The organism is Thermaerobacter litoralis (assembly GCF_054654595.1).
Window position 1 is genome coordinate 118,235 of record NZ_BAAIES010000006.1, and the last position, 17,192, is coordinate 135,426.

General features: G+C 71.6%; 14 protein-coding genes. 5 read left to right on the plus strand and 9 right to left on the minus strand.

Annotation, left to right across the window (positions count from 1 at the left end):
* Positions 1-333: 333 nt before the first annotated feature.
* The 4 genes from ACYQ02_RS04805 to hutU all read right to left on the minus strand — a co-directional run bounded on the left by ACYQ02_RS04805 (position 334) and on the right by hutU (position 5,907).
* Positions 334-1,809 carry an arginase family protein gene (locus ACYQ02_RS04805; protein WP_460039306.1) on the minus strand — a complete coding sequence of 492 codons (1,476 nt, stop codon included), beginning with the start codon at positions 1,807-1,809 and terminating at the stop codon, positions 334-336.
* Positions 1,810-1,905: 96 nt separating this feature from the next.
* Entirely contained in the window at positions 1,906-2,613 is a 708-nt protein-coding gene (locus tag ACYQ02_RS04810; RefSeq protein ID WP_460039404.1) for a YdeI/OmpD-associated family protein, read from the minus strand.
* 74 nt (positions 2,614-2,687) lie between these two features.
* Complete coding sequence (locus ACYQ02_RS04815) at positions 2,688-4,121, minus strand: imidazolonepropionase (protein ID WP_460039307.1); 1,434 nt, start codon at positions 4,119-4,121, stop codon at positions 2,688-2,690.
* 109 nt (positions 4,122-4,230) lie between these two features.
* On the minus strand, positions 4,231-5,907 hold the full coding sequence (gene hutU, locus ACYQ02_RS04820) for a urocanate hydratase (RefSeq protein ID WP_460039308.1): 1,677 nt from the start codon (positions 5,905-5,907) through the stop codon (positions 4,231-4,233).
* 523 nt (positions 5,908-6,430) lie between these two features.
* Here hutU and ACYQ02_RS04825 point away from each other — a divergent pair.
* The 5 genes from ACYQ02_RS04825 to ACYQ02_RS04845 all read left to right on the plus strand — a co-directional run bounded on the left by ACYQ02_RS04825 (position 6,431) and on the right by ACYQ02_RS04845 (position 11,244).
* The gene (locus ACYQ02_RS04825) at positions 6,431-7,633 is read left to right on the plus strand and encodes an ABC transporter substrate-binding protein (RefSeq protein ID WP_460039309.1); all 1,203 of its coding nucleotides are present in this window, start codon (positions 6,431-6,433) and stop codon (positions 7,631-7,633) included.
* Positions 7,634-7,864: 231 nt separating this feature from the next.
* Positions 7,865-8,743 carry a branched-chain amino acid ABC transporter permease gene (locus ACYQ02_RS04830; RefSeq protein ID WP_460039310.1) on the plus strand — a complete coding sequence of 293 codons (879 nt, stop codon included), beginning with the start codon at positions 7,865-7,867 and terminating at the stop codon, positions 8,741-8,743.
* Positions 8,744-8,789: 46 nt separating this feature from the next.
* Positions 8,790-9,764: a branched-chain amino acid ABC transporter permease gene (locus tag ACYQ02_RS04835; RefSeq protein WP_460039311.1), complete on the plus strand. Its 975-nt coding sequence runs from the start codon at positions 8,790-8,792 to the stop codon at positions 9,762-9,764.
* Complete coding sequence (locus ACYQ02_RS04840) at positions 9,764-10,531, plus strand: ABC transporter ATP-binding protein (protein ID WP_460039312.1); 768 nt, start codon at positions 9,764-9,766, stop codon at positions 10,529-10,531. The genes ACYQ02_RS04835 and ACYQ02_RS04840 overlap by 1 nt, the downstream gene beginning before the upstream one ends.
* Positions 10,531-11,244, plus strand: coding sequence for an ABC transporter ATP-binding protein (locus ACYQ02_RS04845; protein WP_460039313.1), 714 nt, complete (start codon positions 10,531-10,533; stop codon positions 11,242-11,244). The genes ACYQ02_RS04840 and ACYQ02_RS04845 overlap by 1 nt, the downstream gene beginning before the upstream one ends.
* 86 nt (positions 11,245-11,330) lie before the next feature.
* On the opposite strand, the gene ACYQ02_RS04850 is transcribed toward ACYQ02_RS04845, so the two are convergent.
* The 5 genes from ACYQ02_RS04850 to ACYQ02_RS04870 all read right to left on the minus strand — a co-directional run bounded on the left by ACYQ02_RS04850 (position 11,331) and on the right by ACYQ02_RS04870 (position 17,138).
* Positions 11,331-11,942, minus strand: a complete 612-nt coding sequence (locus ACYQ02_RS04850; RefSeq protein WP_460039314.1) for a CDP-alcohol phosphatidyltransferase family protein — start codon at positions 11,940-11,942, stop codon at positions 11,331-11,333.
* 287 nt (positions 11,943-12,229) lie between these two features.
* Positions 12,230-13,837, minus strand: a complete 1,608-nt coding sequence (gene murJ, locus ACYQ02_RS04855; RefSeq protein ID WP_460039315.1) for a murein biosynthesis integral membrane protein MurJ — start codon at positions 13,835-13,837, stop codon at positions 12,230-12,232.
* A 16-nt stretch (positions 13,838-13,853) separates the two neighbouring features.
* Positions 13,854-15,038 carry an iron-containing alcohol dehydrogenase gene (locus ACYQ02_RS04860; RefSeq protein ID WP_460039316.1) on the minus strand — a complete coding sequence of 395 codons (1,185 nt, stop codon included), beginning with the start codon at positions 15,036-15,038 and terminating at the stop codon, positions 13,854-13,856.
* On the minus strand, positions 15,016-15,972 hold the full coding sequence (locus ACYQ02_RS04865; protein WP_460039317.1) for a phosphocholine cytidylyltransferase family protein: 957 nt from the start codon (positions 15,970-15,972) through the stop codon (positions 15,016-15,018). The genes ACYQ02_RS04860 and ACYQ02_RS04865 overlap by 23 nt, the downstream gene beginning before the upstream one ends.
* Complete coding sequence (locus tag ACYQ02_RS04870) at positions 15,948-17,138, minus strand: CDP-glycerol glycerophosphotransferase family protein (RefSeq protein WP_460039318.1); 1,191 nt, start codon at positions 17,136-17,138, stop codon at positions 15,948-15,950. The genes ACYQ02_RS04865 and ACYQ02_RS04870 overlap by 25 nt, the downstream gene beginning before the upstream one ends.
* Positions 17,139-17,192 lie beyond the last annotated feature (54 nt).

A 17,192-nucleotide genomic window follows, 5' to 3' on the forward strand; every position in this document is an offset into this window, starting at 1 on the left:
TGGTCGTTGAGCCGCCTGCCGTGCCCCTGTAGATGCCGGCCCGGCTAATCCTCGAGGCACCATTGCCCACGCGTCAGCCCTTGCCGAAACAACACGACCCGGGGTGCGACCCCCCGGGTCGTGCTCCACTCCTCGATGTCAAACGTACTCCGACCGCTTCGGGAAGGGTTGAACCCCACCCCTCCCCCCTCTCGGCCCCAGCACAAGGGCGCCAGGCCAGCACAAGGTCATTTGGTTAACCGAATAACACCGTTCGCCGAATAACACCGGATATCGGTTCGCTTGGGCATTCGGTTCACTTGGGCGGGCTGATCCTCCCGCCCCTCGACCGGTTTAGACCGAACCCAAAGGGTTCTGACCGAATCCCAAGGCCATCGCCTCGATGGCCAGCCGGGCCGCCAGCAGGGCCGTGACACCACCCGGGTCGAGGTAGGGGTTAACCTCCACCACGTCGATCCCCACGATCCGGCCACGAGCCGCGGCCCGGCGCAGAATCTCCCGGACCTCCTCGTAGCTGAGCCCGCCGGGTTCGGGGCTCGACGTGCCGGGCGCCACCGCCGGGTCGAGGCCGTCGATGTCAAGGCTGATATACAGAGGGGCGCCCGGGGGGATCGCTGAGAAGAACTCACCGAGGAAATCGGCGGGATCCTGGGCAGCCTCCTGCTCCAACCCGGCGTCGGGCATTGCCGCGCCTTCCGGGAAGCACCCTTCCGGCACGGCCCGCCAGTCCGGGCCCCCAGCCCGGGGCCGGGCCCGGCCCCGGCCCAATCCGCCATCCCGGCGGCCCCGACTCTCCCCAACGGCCTCGCCGTCGCCGCCGGCTCCGCCCCTCCGGACCGGTGGCTCGTCCCCGACGGCTGCACCGCCCGGACCGCCCCCACCGGGGCTGCCCCCATGCGCCCCAACGCCTGCCATCCGAGCAGCGGTCGGAGTGGCACTTCGAGCGGTAGCCCACGCCTGCCGCCACTCCCGCATGGTCACGATGCGGTTTCCCCGCCGAACGGCGGCGGCGTACGCCTCTGGGCTCGTGCGGATGCCGCGGACGCCGATCACCGTGATGGACCCAATGAAGGGCAGCTCGGCCGCCCGCCGGAAGGGGCTCGAATTGGACCGGAGGAACCCGGCCACATCGGCGGAGAAATCCAGGTGGGCATCAATCTGCAGGATGTGCAGCCGTCCCCCGCCGCTCCCCCGGCTGCTCGCATGGCCAGTCCCCTGGCTGCTCCCTTCGCCGCTCTCCTGGCCGCTCACCCGGCCGCCGCCATATCCCCCGGACCGGGCGGCCGGTCCCGGACCGGCCACGGCCTGCACCAGTCCCGGACCGGCCACGGCCTGCACCGGTCCCGGACCGTCCACGGCCTGCAGCAGCTCGCCGTATGCCTTCAACACCGGGAAGGTAATCGAATGGTCGCCCCCCAGCACCACCGGCACGGCCCCGGCCCGCAACGCCGCTCCCACCATCGCGGCCACGCTGCGGTCCAGGTGCTCCAGGTCGGTGTAGAGCGGATCGGCGTCGCCCAGGTCGACCAGCCGGCAGCCCTTGAGATACCAGCGATCGTCCTGGATGTCCCAGTAACCGGGGTTGTCCGGCCCCCAGGGGAGAGCGTAACGGGTGGAGAGATCGCGAATCGCCCGCGGCGCCAGGCGCTGGCCCGGCCGGAAGCCGACGGCCGCATCAAAGGGCACGCCGATGACGGCAAAATCGGCCTGCCCGGGCTGCAGCGCCTCTGGGGGCACGTAGGGCGCCCGGGCAAAGGTGGCGATGCCGGTGAAGGGCATTCCGGCCCTCGGCGGTTTCGGCGCCTGCATCCATTGCTCCCCTTTCCCTTACCCGCCTACCGGCGCTGCCCCCAGAGATGCTCCAGCAGCAGGCCGGCACCCAGGCCGATGAGGACACCGGCCGCTTTAGTCATTGAGCCCCTTGCCCTCCAGGATCCGCGGGATCGACCGCTCGATCCGGTTCAACCGCGTGGCGGGCTGCTTGGCCCGGGTGAAATACAATATGTAAGCCCGCCGGCGCCCCGGGGTCAGGGCCTCCCAGGCCGCCTTCAATTCCGGCATGGCGGCCAGCTTCTCCTCCAGCTCCCCAGGAACCGGCAAGTCCCGCCCCTCGCTGAAGTCGACCCGCAGCCCCGCCTCCTCCACGGCGATGGCCCGGCCAACGTACTCGCGGATGACCGGCTCCTGCGCCTCGATCTCCGCCAGGCTGGCGAACCGCATCTGCCGGGCCGCCCGCACCGCCTCCGTCTGACGAACCAGCAGCCCGTGGGGGTCGTCCAGCAGGGCGCCCTTGAAGAAGAGCAGGGCGCAGTAGTCCTTGAAGCCGTGGATCAGCACCACGTTCTTGCTGCCGTGGGTATAGCAGGGCTGGCCCCACTTGACGGTCTCCTCCAGGGGCAGGTCCAGGAGGATGGAACGCAGCCGGCCGAATTCATCCCGCCAGCGGGTCTCCCGCTGGAGCAGGGCGTCGACGCGGGGATCCTTGCCGCCCGCGCTGCTGCCCGGGCGGCCGCCCGGGTGGCCACCGGCGTTCGTACCCGGGTCGCCCGTCCGGTTCGCGGCCGGGCCGGCACCCGGCTGGTTGCCGTTGAACTTCCGCGGCGGAGGTACCATGGACACGCCTTCCTTAAATTCCGGCCGCCCGCACCGCGGCCCTGTTCACGACACCGTCCACGATACCCGGCCCATCAGGCCGCGACAACCCGGCCCCTCTTCACCACCGCCACCACCGGCACGGTGCCCAGCCGGTAGGCGAGGTGCTGGTACGAGGGGGCCTCGATCACCACCAGGTCGGCCTGCTTGCCCGGCTCCAGGCTGCCCACCCGGTCTGCCCGTTCCACCGCCCAGGCGCCGCCCAGGGTCACCGCCACCAGGGCCTCGGCCGGGGTCATCCCCATGCCCACGCAGGCGATGGCCATCACCAGGGGCATGCTGCCGGCCGGGTGGCTGCCGGGGTTGTAATCCGTGGCCAGGGCCACGGGAACGCCCGCCTCGATGAGCTTCCGGGCGGGGGCGTACCGTTCCCGCAGAAAGAAGGCCGTACCCGGCAGCAGGGTGGCGATGGTGCCCGCCTCCCGCAGGCGGGGGATGTCCTCGTCCCGGACGTGGAGCAGGTGGTCGGCCGACACCGCGCCCACCTGGGCCGCCAGCCCGGCGCCGCCCAGGGGGGCCAGTTCGTCCACGTGGAGGCGGATGCGAAAGCCCAGGCCCTGGGCGGCCTCCACGATACGGCGGGTCTGCTCAAGGTCGAACACGCCCCGCTCGCAGAAGACATCGGCGTACTCCGCCAGGCCCTCCCGCGCCACCGCGGGCAGCATCTCCTCCACCATGAGGTCGACGTACTCGTCCGGCCGGCCCCGGTACTCGGGAGGCACCGCGTGGGCGCCGAGAAAGGTCGCCACCACCTCGGGAAGAACCAGCCCCCCGGCGGGGATGGCGTCTCCGGGCCCCCCGGGGGCCGCCTTGCCGGCGGCACCAGGAGCGCCGGGGGCAGCAGCCCCGGGCCGGTTCGTCCGCAGCCTGGGGCGGGGGGCAGGCTCCCCCGCCCCAGGCCCCAGCGGCCAGGTGCCGTCCAGGTCGTCGGCCGGGTCGGCCGCCCGGCGGATGGCCCGGAGCATCTTCAGCTCGGCGGCCGTGGTCAGACCGTAGCCGCTCTTGACCTCGACCGTGGTGGTGCCCAGGCGCAGCACCTCGATAAGCCGCCGGCGCACGGCGGCGGCCAGTTCGACCTCCGACGCCTCCCGGGTCCGGCGCACCGTGTCGAGGATCCCGCCCCCCGCCGCCAGGATCTCCTGGTAGGTCGCGCCCGCCAGGCGCCGCTCGAACTCCTCCGCCCGCCAGCCGGCGAAGCAGAGGTGGGTGTGGGGGTCGACGAAGCCCGGCACCACGGTGCAGCCCGTGGCGTCCAGCACCTGCGCCGGGTCATAGCGCCGGGCCAGTTCGTCATAGGGCCCGACGGCCACGATGCGCCCGTCCCGCACGGCGACGGCGCCGCCGGGGATCACCTCGAGCCGCCCCTGGCCGGCCCCTGCCGGGGGCCCGTGGCGCCCCCGCCCCACCGGCGTCGCCACCTGGGCCGCCGGGCCCACCAGCAGATCGACGGGCTCGCGGACTGGCTGCATCATCCACGCTCCTTCGCTGTCGTCACGTCCGGCCCGTTGCTTCACCCTCGTCACGCCCCGCCGCGCTCCTTTTGCTGCCGTTAGGCCCCACCGCGCCCCCCCGCGCCCCTCAGGCCTCGCCCATCCCGATCCCCAAGGAAGGCATCTTGATGCCCCGCTCCCGGGCCACCTGCTGCGCCCGCTCGTAGCCGGCGTCGGCGTGCCGGACGACGCCCATGCCCGGGTCCGTCCGCAGCACATGGGCCAGCCGCCACTCGGCATTGTCGCTGCCATCGGCCACCACGACCTGGCCGGCATGGATCGAATACCCGATCCCCACCCCGCCGCCGTGGTGGACCGATACCCACGAGGCCCCCGCCGCCGTGTTCAAGAGCGCGTTGAGGATCGGCCAGTCGGCGATGGCGTCGGAACCGTCCTTCATCCCTTCGGTCTCCCGGTAGGGCGAGGCCACCGACCCCGCGTCCAGGTGGTCGCGGCCGATGACGATGGGCGCCTTGAGCTCCCCCTTCTTCACCATGTGGTTGAAGAGCAGCCCCGCCCGGTCCCGCTCGCCGTAGCCCAGCCAGCAGATCCGCGCCGGCAGGCCCTGGAAGGGGATCTTTTCCCCCGCCAGCCGCAGCCACCGTGCCAGGCCCTCGTTGTCCTTGCCGAATTCCTCCAAGATCACCCGGTCCGTCTTGTAGATGTCCTCGGGATCGCCCGAAAGGGCCACCCAGCGGAAGGGCCCCTTGCCCTCCTCGAACAGCGGCCGGATGTAGGCCGGGACGAACCCCGGATAGCTGAAGGCCTCCTCGTACCCGGCGGCCTTGGCCTGGCCGCGCAGGTTGTTGCCGTAGTCGAAGACCACGGCCCCCGCCTTTTGGAACGCCACCATGGCCTCGCAGTGGACCGCCATGCTGGCCATGGACCGCCGCACGTACTCTTCCGGATCGGACGAACGCAGCCGCTCCGCCTCGGCCACGCCGAGCCCCGCGGGCACGTAGCCGCCCAGCGGGTCGTGGGCCGAGGTCTGGTCCGTCACCACGTCGGGGATCCACCCGCGCCGCACCAGCTCCGGTTCCACCTCGGCGCAGTTGCCCAAAAGGGCGACGGACAGGGGCTCCTTCTTGCGCCGGGCCTCTTCGACCCAGCGCAGAGCCTCGTCCAGGTCCGCCGTCCAGCGGTCGCAGTAGCCCATGTCGACCCGCCGGCGGATGCGCCGCTCGTCGACCTCGATGATCAGGCCCACGCCGCCGTTCATCGTGATGGCCAGGGGCTGGGCGCCGCCCATCCCGCCCAGGCCGCCCGTCAGGACGACCCGGCCCTCCAGCGACCCGCCGAAGTGCTGCCGGGCCACGGCGGCCAGGGTCTCGTACGTGCCCTGGGTGATGCCCTGGGAGCCGATGTAGATCCACGAGCCGGCGGTCATCTGCCCGAACATGATCAGGCCCTTGCCCTCCAGCTCCCAGAAGTGCTCCCAGGTCGCCCACTTGGGCACCAGCAGCGAATTCGCGATCAGCACCCGGGGCGCCCTCTCGTGGGTCTCGAAGACGGCCACGGGCTTTCCGGACTGGACCAGCAGCGTCTCGTCGTCCCGGAGGGTCTTGAGGGTTTCGACGATGCGCTCGAAGGCCTCCCAGTTGCGGGCGGCCTTGCCCGTTCCACCGTAGACGATCAGCTGGTCGGGGTTCTCCGCCACCTCGGGGTCGAGGTTGTTCATCAGCATGCGCAGGGCGGCCTCTTGCTGCCAGCCCCGGCAGGACAGCGCCGTGCCGCGGGGGGCACGGACGGTGCGGACGGCGGACATGGTGGCACCTCCCCAGGGGCTTGCCAGGGGGCTCGCCCGAAGGCTCCCCAGCGGGCTCGTCAAGGGGCCCCAACCGGCAGGCTCAGCCGGAAGACCCCACCGGAGGGCCCGGCTGCAGGCCCGGCCGGACGGGGCCGCCCCCAGCATGGGTTTTGCCCCGCCCAGAGGCTTCGGAAACGGCCGGGATCCCTCCTTCCGAAAAGTCTGGTCACCCCATTTCGATCCGCCCATTCTTCCTGCGGGCGGATTCCCCCACCCGCCTCCGGGGTCCATGGGCCGCGGCCTTCGGGAGCCACCGGTCCCGGCGCATCGCGGCAAACAGGTCCAGCGCCCTCACGGCGCCCTCTTCCTCCCAACGACGCCCAGAATGGAAGGCGACATGATATGGTATCCGGCGCCTATCTTCCATACCCGTACGAATTTTTCTACACACGGCCAGCGGACTGCTGGACATCCCCAAACTAGGCGCTAAAATAGGAGCTACCTGGCGCATTCAGCCAGGATCGCAAGAGGAGGTATGGGTGTGTATCGCTCAAAATCAGTTTTTGCTTCCCTTCTTCTGATTCTCGGCTTGGTGCTGTCCGCGTGCGGGCCCGCCGGAACCGGCTCGGGCGCCGGCTCCGGCGCCGGGGGCGGTGACGGCGGGGTCATCAAGGTGGGCATCAACGCCGAGCTGTCGGGCAGCGTAGCCTCCTACGGCCAGTCCTTCGTCCAGGGCGCCGAGCTGGCGGCCGCCCAGATCAACGAGCAGGGCGGCCTGCTGGACGGCCGGAAGATCGAGTTCGTCAAGGCGGACAACAAGTCCGACGCCGCCGAGTCGACCAACGCGGCCCTCAAGCTGATGACCCAGGACCAGGTCGTCGCCATCATCGGCGCCGCCACCTCCGGCAACACCCTGGCCATGGTCGACCTGGCCAACGAGAACCAGGTCCCCGTCATCGCGCCCACGGCCACCAGCCCCATCGTGACCGTCGACCCCGACACCGGGGAAACCCACGAGTTCGTCTTCCGCGTGTGCTTCATCGACCCGTTCCAGGGCCAGGTGGCGGCCAAGTTCGCCCTGGAGGAACTGGGCGTCAAGCGGGCGGCCATCTTCAGCGACTCTTCCAGCGACTACGCCAAGGGCCTGGCGGAGGCCTTCAAGCAGGCCTTCATCGCCGGCGGCGGCCAGATCGTGGCGGAGGAGTCCTACGTCCAGGACGACACCGACTTCAAGGCCCAGCTGACCCGGATCAAGGCGGCGGACCCCGACTTCCTGTTCGTCCCCGGCTACTATGAGGAAACCGGCCTGATCGTCAAGCAGGCGCGGGAGGACGCCGGCCTCGACATCCCGATCATGGGCGGCGACGGCTGGGATTCGCCCACCATGGTCGAACTGGCCGGCGCCGAGAACCTGAACAATACCTTCTTCACGAACCACTACTCGGCGGGCGACCCCGATCCCCGCATCCAGGACTTCATCAAGGCCTTCCAGGCCGAGTACGACAAGGTGCCCGACGGCTTCGCCGCCCTGGGCTACGACGCGGTGATGCTGCTGGCCGACGCCATCAAGCGGGCCGGTTCGGCCGACCCGGTGGCGATCAAGGACGCCCTGGAGCAGGCCAAGGACGTGCAGCTGGTCACCGGCACCATCTCCATCAATGAAGAGCACAACCCGGTGAAGGCGGCCGTGGTCATCGAGTACAAGGACGGCCAGCAGACCTTCCGGACGAAGGTCAACCCGTAACCCGATCCCGGGCCGGCTGCCGGACCCGGCTACGACCGGTCGCCGGACCCGGTCACGACCGGCCACGACGAAACCATCCGGCTCGAGCAGGAGGGGGCCCGCCCCCTCCTGCCGCCGGCCGGTGCACCACGGCGGCGCCCGGGGTCCAGACAGGCCGGACCGGCGCCAGCCGCCGCCTGTTCCACCGGTATGCCGCCACCTGTTCCACCGGTATAAGGGGATGCCGCCTGTATGGACATCTGGCTCCAGCAGCTTTTGATCGGCCTTTCCGTCGGCACCATCTACGCCCTGATCGCCCTGGGCTACACCATGGTCTACGGCATCATCAAGCTGATCAACTTCGCCCACGGCGAGGTCTTCATGATCGGGGCCTTCACCGGCTATTACGCCCTGACCGCATGGGGGCTGGGGTTCATCCCCGCCCTGCTGCTGGCCATGGCGGTGTCGGCCCTGCTGGGCGTCACCATCGAGCGGGTCGCCTACCGGCGCCTGCGCAACTTCCCCCGCCTGGCCGCCCTGACCACCGCCATCGGCGTGTCCCTGTTCCTCCAGTACACGACGATCTACCTGCGCGGGGCCCAATCGGAGGCCTACCCGAGCCCCTTCGCCAACCGGCGCCTGGAGATCCTGGGGGCCAGCATCAACGTCGACGCCCTGGTCATCCTGGCCGTGTGCGTCGCGCTGATGGCGATCCTGCAGTTCGTCGTCCAGAAGACCCGGATCGGCAAGGCGATGCGGGCCGTCAGCTTCGACCTGGAGGCGGCCCGGCTGATGGGCATCTCGGTCAACCGCACCATCTCCGTCACCTTCGCCATCGGCTCGGCCCTGGGCGGGGCCGCCGGGGTCGTCTACGGGCTCTACTACACCCGCATCGACCCCCTGATGGGCGTCCTGCCGGGCCTCAAGGCCTTCGTCGCGGCGGTGGTGGGCGGGATCGGCTCGATCCCCGGCGCCATGGTGGGGGGCCTGGTCATCGGCATGGTGGAGACCCTGGTCAGCGCCGCCGGCCTGTCCCTCTTCCGGGACGCCACCGCCTTCCTGATCCTGATCCTCATCCTGCTCTTCCGGCCGGAGGGGCTGTTCGGGCGGCGCACCGCGGAGAAGGTCTGAGGCGTCCGAGCAAGGACGGAGAAGCCGGATCGCGAGGAGTGGCAGCATGGTGAAACCCCAACCCCGGCGGGCCGCGGCGGTGGGCGCAGGGCTGATCCTGGTCTACGCCGTGGTGCAGTTTTCCCTGGCGACCCGCCTGCTGGATCGCTTCTACGAGAATGTGCTGATGAACATCGGCATCAACGTGCTGGCCGCCGTCAGCCTGCACATCGTGCTGGGGCTGGCCGGGCAGTTCTCCATCGGCCACGCCGGCTTCCTGGCCGTGGGCGCCTACACCTCGGCGGTGCTCACCCAGAAGCTGGACATGCCCTTCGCCGTCGCCCTGCTGGCGGGGGCGCTGGCCGCGCTGGTGGTCGGCCTGGTGGTGGGCATCCCCTCCCTGCGGCTGCGGGGGGACTATTTGGCCATCGTCACCCTGGGCTTCGGGGAGATCGTCCGGATCATCCTGCTCAACGTGGAGTACGTGGGCGGCGCCGCGGGGATGCGGGTCGACCACCTGACCAGCTGGACCGCCCTGTACCTGTGCGTGGTGGCGGCGATCCTGGTCACCGTCCACTTCACCCACTCGGCCCACGGCCGGGCGACCCTGGCCCTGCGGGAAGACGAGGTGGCCGCCGCGGCCATGGGCGTCCCGACCACGACCTACAAGGTCATGGCCTTTGCCCTGAGCGCCTTCTTCGCGGGGCTGGCGGGCGGGCTCCACGCCCACAACTTCTACGTGATCCAGCCCCAGAACTTCGGCTTCCTCAAGTCCTTCGAGATCCTGGTCTTCGTCGTCCTGGGCGGGATCGGCAGCCTGCCCGGCGCCATCCTGGCTGCCACCTTCCTCACCCTGGTGTCGACGGGCCTGCAGGCCTATCCGGAGGTACGGATGATCCTCTACAGCCTGGTGCTGATCCTGGTCATGCTGTTCCGGCCCCAGGGCCTGCTGGGCACCCGGACCCTGACCGGGTTCTTCCCCGGCTTCCGCTCCGAAGAGGCTGCCGGCGATGCCGCCACCGGCCAGGGAGGTGCCCGCTGATGCCCTTGCTGCAGATGGAGAAGGTGGGGATCCGCTTTGGCGGCCTCAAGGCCCTGGACGGGGTCGATCTCCACCTGGACGCCGGCGAGCTGGTCGGCCTGATCGGCCCCAACGGCGCCGGCAAGACCACCGTGTTCAACCTGCTGACGGGCGTCTACCGGCCCACCGAGGGGACCATCACCTTCGACGGGCGCCGGATCAACGACCTCAAGCCCCACGCCCTGGCCCGGCTGGGGATCGCCCGGACGTTTCAGAACATCCGCCTCTTCCCCCACCTCACCGTGTTCGACAACGTGCGGGTGGCGTACCAGGTGAACACCCGCCACACGGTGCTCGATTCGATCCTGCGGCTGCCCCGCTTCTTCGCCGAGGAGGGGCGGATGGCGGAGGAGAGCCTGGCCCTGCTGGACCGCCTGGGCCTGCTGGCCCACAAGGACGACCTGGCCCGCAACCTGCCATACGGCCTCCAGCGCCGGCTGGAGATCGCCCGGGCCCTGGCCCTGAAGCCCCGCCTGCTCCTCCTGGACGAACCGGCCGCGGGGATGAACCCCCAGGAGTCGCGGGAGCTGATGGAGCTGATCGCCCGGGTCCGGCAGGACTTCGGCCTCACGGTGCTGCTCATCGAGCACGACATGTCGGTGGTCATGGGGATCTGCGAGCGGATCTACGTCCTCGACCACGGCGTGCTGATCGCCACCGGCACCCCGGCGGAGATCCGCAGCAACCCGCGGGTGATCGAAGCCTACCTCGGGGAGGAGGCGTCCTGATGCTGGAGGTCCGCGACCTGCACGTCTACTATGGGCCCATCCACGCCCTGAAGGGGGTCTCGCTGTCCGTCGCCGAAGGCGAGATCGTCACCCTGATCGGCGCCAACGGCGCGGGCAAGACGACCCTGCTGCGGGCCATCTCGGGGCTGACCCCGCCCCGGCGCGGCACCATCGCCTTCGAGGGGCGGTCCCTGCTGCGGCGCCTGCCCGAAGACATCGTGCGGCTGGGCGTCTCCCACGTCCCCGAGGGCCGGCGGATCTTCGCCAACCTCACCGTCCAGGAGAACCTGGAGCTGGGCGCCTTCCTGCGCCGGGACCGGGCCGAGCTGGCCCGCGACCGGGAACGGGTCTTCACCCTGTTCCCGCGCCTCAAGGAGCGGCTCCACCAGGTGGCCGGCACCCTCTCCGGCGGCGAGCAGCAGATGCTGGCCATCGGCCGTGCCCTGATGGCCCGGCCGCGGCTGCTCCTTCTGGACGAACCGTCGCTGGGCCTGGCCCCGCTGCTGGTGCGGACGATCTTCGACGTCATCAAGGAGATCAACGGCCAGGGGACCACGATCCTCCTGGTGGAGCAGAACGCCCATATGGCCCTGTCCATCGCCCACCGCGCCTACGTGCTGGAGACGGGCCGGATCGTCCTGGAAGGGCCGGCCGAGGCCCTGCGCCAGAGCGAGCAGATCCGGGCGGCGTACCTGGGGGGCCGGGCGGGGTAAAGGGGAACACTCCGCCGGCGCACGTCATCGATTTGGCCGTGGATCCGGTCCTGATCCCGCTTGATGTCGTCCAGCCGCTGCAGGATCTAGTCTTCCGGCCCTTCGCGCAGCCCCCCGCCCCGCGCCAGCTCCCGCAAAACCGTCCGGAGCCCGGTCACGGACAGGAACGCGAAGGCCGCCGCACCCAGCCAGAAGCCCCATAGGGGCCGCCCGGCCAGCGGGAACACCGTGAAGGTCACGAGGAAGATCTCGATGTTGCTGGGCACCGGATAGAGCCGGTGGCGCCGGCAGAACTCGATCCAGCGGCGGGCCAGGCCGCGCCGGCCCACGGTGCGCCGCACCGAGGTCGCGGGCTCACGCCCGAAGCCCAGCAGCACGTGGCGCCGCTGCACCATCAGGTAGCGGATGCAGAACAGCCCGAGCCAGACGAGGCCGGCGATCAGCACCTGGGGATCGCCGCTTCGCCGCCAGGCGCCGGCGGCCAGGGTGATCGCGGCGTAGACGTCCATCGACCGGTCCAGCATCCAGTCCAGGAAGGCGCCGACGGGCGAGCTCATCCGCTTGTAGCGGGCCAGCTTGCCGTCGATGCAGTCGAACAGGAAGGCCAGCTGGTAGAGGACGGCCCCCAGCCACAGCCAGCCGCCGAGGAAGGCCAGGCCCGCCCCGAAGCCGATGACGTTGGCGATGGCGGTGACCATGTTCGCGGCGTCAGCCGGGTGTGGTGGGCGATCCAGAGGGTCATCGGCACCGCCAGGGGGTCGATGGCCAGCACCGTCCACCAGGCGTCCTGGGCTTTGACCATGCGGCGGCGGTCCTCCCGGGCCCCCGCCGGGCCGGCCATGGTGCGCGCCGGTTCGTCCAAGTTGCAGTCCCTCCTTCGGCATCGGCGGCGGCCGCCCCGGGCCCACCGCCCGCCCCTAAACCCACCGTCCCGCCGTCCCGCCGCCGCAACCGGCCCCGGCCGCCGCCCGGGCCCGTACCCGCGTCACTGCGTCCCTTCCACCGGTCCGCCGCGGGCCCGGCGAGGCCCCCGGCGGCGGACCAGGTCGGCCAGGTAATGGCGCTCTTCCACCTGGAGAAGAACCAGCATCAGGGCGTACGCCGCGGCGCCGGCGGCAGCCAGCAGGCCGGTGCCCACCAGCCGGGGCCAGAACCCGGAGCCGAAGCCAGAGCCGGCCAGGAGCCGGCCCACCCCGCCCATCACCGGGCCGTGGAGCACCTCCACCACCGCAGCCATGGCCGCCGTGGCCAGCGCCGCCTGCACCACCCCCACGGCCAGGGACCGGAACCGCAGCTCCCGGTAGCGGCGGCGCAGCCGCAGGATCAGCACGAGAGCCGCCCACCAGGTCGACAGGGACGTGGCCAGGGCAATGCCCCCGTGGTCCAGGAACCGCACCAGCACCAGCGCCAGCACGATGCTGAGCCCCATGGACATCATGCCGTTGGTGGCCGGCGTGCGGGTGTCGCCCAGGCTGTACATCGCCCGCGCCAGAAGCTCCCGCCAGGCGAAGGGCACCATGCCCAGGGCGTAAAAGAGCAGGGCGGTGGCGGTCATCACCGTGTCGTGGGCATCGAAGGCGCCCCGCTGGTAGATCAGGGCGGTGACCTCTTCCCGCAGCAGCAGGGTGCCCACCGTCAGCGGCGCCATGATGAAGGTCAGCAGCCGCAGGGCCCGGTTCAGGGTGGCCGAGAGGGCCTTCATCCGCTGCTGGGACCCCTGCTCCGCCATCTCGGGATACAGCACCGTCACCAGGGGGATCGCCAACAGGCCCAGGGGCAGCTGGTAAACCCGGTAGGCGAAGGACAGGGCCGCGGCGCTGCCGGCGGGCAGGCCCGACGCCAGGGCCCGGTTCACCACCTGGCTCGCCTGGCGGGTCACCGTCGCCAGAAGAACCGGCACCGTCCGCCGCGCCGCCACCGCCAGCTCGGGGTCCCCCAGCTCCAGCACCGGCAGGTAGCCCACCCCCGCGCGCCGCAGGGCGCCCCACTGCAGCAGCACCTGGGAGGCGAAGCCCGCCAGGGTCGCCCAGGCCACGGCCTCGACGCCGTAGCGGCTGCCGAGGAACCAGGTGCCGGCGATCAGCACCAGGTTCATCGGGATGGAGGCGGCCGCCGGCGCCGTGAACCGCTTGCTGGCGTTCAGGACCCCCTCCATCCACCCCTCCATGCCCATGAAGACGATCCCGGGCAGCATGATCAGGGTGAGCCGCCGGGCCAGCTCGAACTGCTCGCCCGCGAAGCCCGGGGCGAACAGGCGCACCAGGCCCCCCGCGCCGGCCATGGCCACCGCCAGCAGGACCAGCAGGAGCAGCAGCAGGGTGTGGAACAGGGTCCACGCCAGGCGCCGGAAGCGGTCCAGGTCGCCCCGGCCCCGGTGGGCCGCCAGCATCGGCACCATCACCGTGGTGATGGCGGTGCCGAAGGCGACGAACAGCACCCCCGGGATGGAGAAGCTGATGGTGTAGGCGTCGCTGACGTCGCTGGCACCAAAGACCGCGGCCAGCGCCATCTCCCGCCCGAACCCCAGGATGCGCCCGATGGTGGTGAGCAGGACGAACAGGCCCACCGAGCGAGCCAGCCGTTGTCGCGACAAAGACGCCGTCCTCCCGTCAACCCGCCAGCGCCCGCGCCACCGCCGCCGGTTCCACCACGTCGAGGATGGTGAAGCGGCCCGGGCGCATGGCCGGCGCCTGCCGGGCCGCCGCGGCGATGGCGTCGGGCCCAAGGCCCAGGGCCGCCAGGTGGCAGGGGATCCCCAGCTTCCGGAAGACCCCCTCCACCTCGCGGGCCAGCTCGTCCTGGCCCTGCAGGCGTAGCATGGGCACCGTGGCGGCGGCGACCTGCAGGCCGTGGGCCGCCACCCCGCCGTAGAGATAGTCGATGGCGTGGCTGAGAAGGTGCTCGCTGCCGCTGCAGGGCCGGCTCGTCCCGGCGATGGCCATGGCCAGGCCGCTGAGCATCAGGCCCTCCAGCAGTTCGACGACGAAGGCCGGGTCCTCCAGGAAGGCCGGGTCATCGGCCCCCCCGGCCGCCAGGACCCGCAGCACCGACCGGGCGGCGTGGCGGGCCAGGAAGGCGGAGAAGTCGTCGAACCGGTCGCGGCCATGGTCCGCGGCGAGCCGCCAGTCCTCCACCGCCGACAGGTTGGAGAGCAGATCCCCGATCCCCGCCAGGATCATGGACCGGGGCGCCTCGGCGATCCAGTGCAGGGGGGCGATGACCGCGGCCGGCATGGAGGCCGCCAGGCTGTGCTTGCGCTGGTCCGGCCCGCGCAGCACCGCCACCGGGGAGACGATGCCGTCGTGGGAGATCTGGGTCGGCACGACCACCAGGGGCAGGTCGAGCCGGGCCGCCACGTGCTTGCCCGTATCGAGCACGCTGCCGCCGCCCACGGCGATGATCCCGTCGGCTCCGGCCGCGGCCGCCAGCTCCGCCAGCCGGTCGCTCTCGGCCAGGGTCGGGGCGTGGACGATCCAGGGCCCCGGGGGGACGTTCCCCTTCCCTTGCCCCGGTTCCCCGGGGCCGCCGGGCTCGCCCGGAACCGGCCGGCTTCCGCCGGCGCCCGCGGTCTTTTGTTCCCGGCCGGCCACCCTCCCCCGTTCCCCCAGGCCCAGGTCCCCGGCGCCGGCCATCAGGTCGGCCGCCAGCTGGCGGGTTCGTCCCGGTCCGGAGAGGACGGCGGGCCGGCCCACCTCCAAGAGCTCCAGGGCCTCGGCCAGCCGGCGGGCGCCCTCGGCGGTCGACTCGACCACCTTGAGGACCCGGCTAACCTCAATGCGCCGTGCCGGCCGCACCGCCCGGTCCCCCGCCTTCGCCGGTCCCCGCCCCGCCGCCGAGGGCCGCATAGATCGCCCGGGCCCGCCGGTAGTCGTCGGGCGTGTCCACCTCGGTCCAGGGCAGGCCGTCGATGAACAGCGCCCGCAGCCGCAGGTCGCCCAGGCACCGGTGGATGGCGTCTTCGTAGTACAGGTGGGTCGTGCCGGCGGCCAGGACCCGGGCCGTCAGGTCCAGCACCCGGGCGGCGTCGGCCGGCGTCAGGTACAGGATGCCGATGTACTCGCCCGCCGCCTCGGCCGGCGCCAGCTGCTTGCTCACCGCCCGGACGAACCCGGCCCCGTCCAGGGCGACCTTCATCTCCTCCTCCGCCAGGTCGACCGAGCCGTCGACCACCAGGAAGGACTGGCCGGGATCGGCCGCCACCTGTTCCACCGCCCGGGCCAGCACCGCCGGATGGTAGACGATGTCGGAGTTGAGCAAGAGGCAGGGCTCCGTGAAGGCCTCCCGGGCGAAGTAGACGGTGCCCGCGTTGTTCACCGTGCGGTAGCCGGGGAAGCGGCGCAGGACGAGCCGGCCCGACTCCAGCCAGGGCCGCCAGCGGGCCGCCACGTGCCGCTCCAGGGCCTCGAAGGCATGGCCGCCGACCACGTAGACGCGGGTCACCGGGGTGCCCGCCAGGCACTGGAGGCTGTGGTCGAGGAAGGTGGTGCCGCCCCCGCCGTCCGCCTCCCCCACCGGGTTCCCGGGGTCCCCCGGCCCGTTCCCGGCCCCTGCCTCCCCCCTTCCGGCCTCCCCGTCCAGGGGGAGCAAGGCCTTGGGCCGGTGCCGGGTGAGATCGCCGAGCCGGCTCCCCACGCCGGCGGCCAGGATGACCGCGTGCAACGCGGAGGACCGGCCGCGGGCGCGGCCGCGTTCGTCCTGTCCGTTCAAGCCGAGGTCCTGGGGGGCCATCGCCGGTTCATCAGCTCCTCGATCCGCGCCGTCAGCCGGGCGCACGCCTGCCCGGGCGGCTGGGCGAAGTAACGGGGAAACAGGTTCTCCTGGCGCCGCGCCCCGGCCTCCGTCAGGCGGCCCGTGCGGAGCACGTGGCCGAGGACGGCGGCCAGTTCGTCCATGTCCGTGGCCACGTCGCCGGGGAACTCGTCGGGGAAGCGCCAGTGGACGCCCCGGGCGGCGTCGTACGCCTCCAGGTCGGGCACGTAGAACACGATGGGCCGGCGCAGCACCAGGACGTCGACGGCCAGGCTGGAGTAGTCGGTGAGGAGGACGTCGACCCCCGCCAGGTGCTCGTAGATGTCCGGCGCCACATCCCGCCCGAAGGGGACGAGCCGCTCCCCCACCCGGTGGGGGCGCCAGCGGGAGTACAGCGGGTGGGTCCGCAGCAGGACCAGGGCGTCGGCCTCCTCCAGAAGGCCCTCCAGCCGGGTCCAGTCGGGCTCCGCCTCGACGCCCTGCTCCCGCCAGGTGGGGGCGTAGAGCAGGATCTGCGCCGGCAGCGCCTCCGGCGGCCGGCCGAGGGCGCCGGCGATGCGCCGGCGGGCGGCCTCCCGGTCGTCCCGCAGCAGCACGTCGTGGCGCGGGTAGCCGTCCAGGACCAGGGCCCCGGGCTTGAGGGGGATGGAGGTCCCCCACTCGGGCGCCACCTCCCGCGACGGGGTGGTGAACAGGTCGTAACGGGCGAAGAACTGGCGCTGCTTCTCCACCACCCGGCGCGGCGCCGTCCGGGCCGGTTCCCGCTTGGGCCCCACGCCGTGCCAGAGCTGGACGGTGATCCGGCGCCGGGCATCCCAGACGGGCAGCAGGGGCCCGTGATCCATCACCCACACGCCGCTACGCAGAGCGGTCCAGAGCCCGGCCAGGCTGCGGGCGAAGACCGCTTCCATCCCCCGCTGCCGCGCCCAGCCCACCCAATGGGGGTCGTGGAACCACCAGATCAGCCGCTCCCGGGTGTGGGCGGCCATGTATTCATACAAATACCGGGCGTTGTCCGAATAGGTCCAGCCGTTGCTGGCAGAAAACAGCACCTGGCGCTTCTTGGGCACCAGGGCATCCACCAGCAGGAGGAGCTTCTCGGCCACCCCCGCCAGGCGCCGGCCGGCCTGCCAGATCCACCCCATGTCGTGGCGATCGTCTCCCCAAGACCCCTGTCCCGAACGATGCCTACGAAAGAT

Coding starts and splice junctions, on each gene's coding strand:
- ACYQ02_RS04805 (WP_460039306.1), bottom strand. CDS start 1,809: ATGCAGGCGCCGAAACCGCCGAGGGCCGGAATGCCCTTCACCGGCATC.
- ACYQ02_RS04810 (WP_460039404.1), bottom strand. CDS start 2,613: ATGGTACCTCCGCCGCGGAAGTTCAACGGCAACCAGCCGGGTGCCGGC.
- ACYQ02_RS04815 (WP_460039307.1), bottom strand. CDS start 4,121: ATGCAGCCAGTCCGCGAGCCCGTCGATCTGCTGGTGGGCCCGGCGGCC.
- hutU (WP_460039308.1), bottom strand. CDS start 5,907: ATGTCCGCCGTCCGCACCGTCCGTGCCCCCCGCGGCACGGCGCTGTCC.
- ACYQ02_RS04830 (WP_460039310.1), top strand. CDS start 7,865: ATGGACATCTGGCTCCAGCAGCTTTTGATCGGCCTTTCCGTCGGCACC.
- ACYQ02_RS04835 (WP_460039311.1), top strand. CDS start 8,790: ATGGTGAAACCCCAACCCCGGCGGGCCGCGGCGGTGGGCGCAGGGCTG.
- ACYQ02_RS04840 (WP_460039312.1), top strand. CDS start 9,764: ATGCCCTTGCTGCAGATGGAGAAGGTGGGGATCCGCTTTGGCGGCCTC.
- ACYQ02_RS04845 (WP_460039313.1), top strand. CDS start 10,531: ATGCTGGAGGTCCGCGACCTGCACGTCTACTATGGGCCCATCCACGCC.
- ACYQ02_RS04850 (WP_460039314.1), bottom strand. CDS start 11,942: ATGGTCACCGCCATCGCCAACGTCATCGGCTTCGGGGCGGGCCTGGCC.
- ACYQ02_RS04865 (WP_460039317.1), bottom strand. CDS start 15,972: ATGGCCCCCCAGGACCTCGGCTTGAACGGACAGGACGAACGCGGCCGC.
- ACYQ02_RS04870 (WP_460039318.1), bottom strand. CDS start 17,138: ATGGGGTGGATCTGGCAGGCCGGCCGGCGCCTGGCGGGGGTGGCCGAG.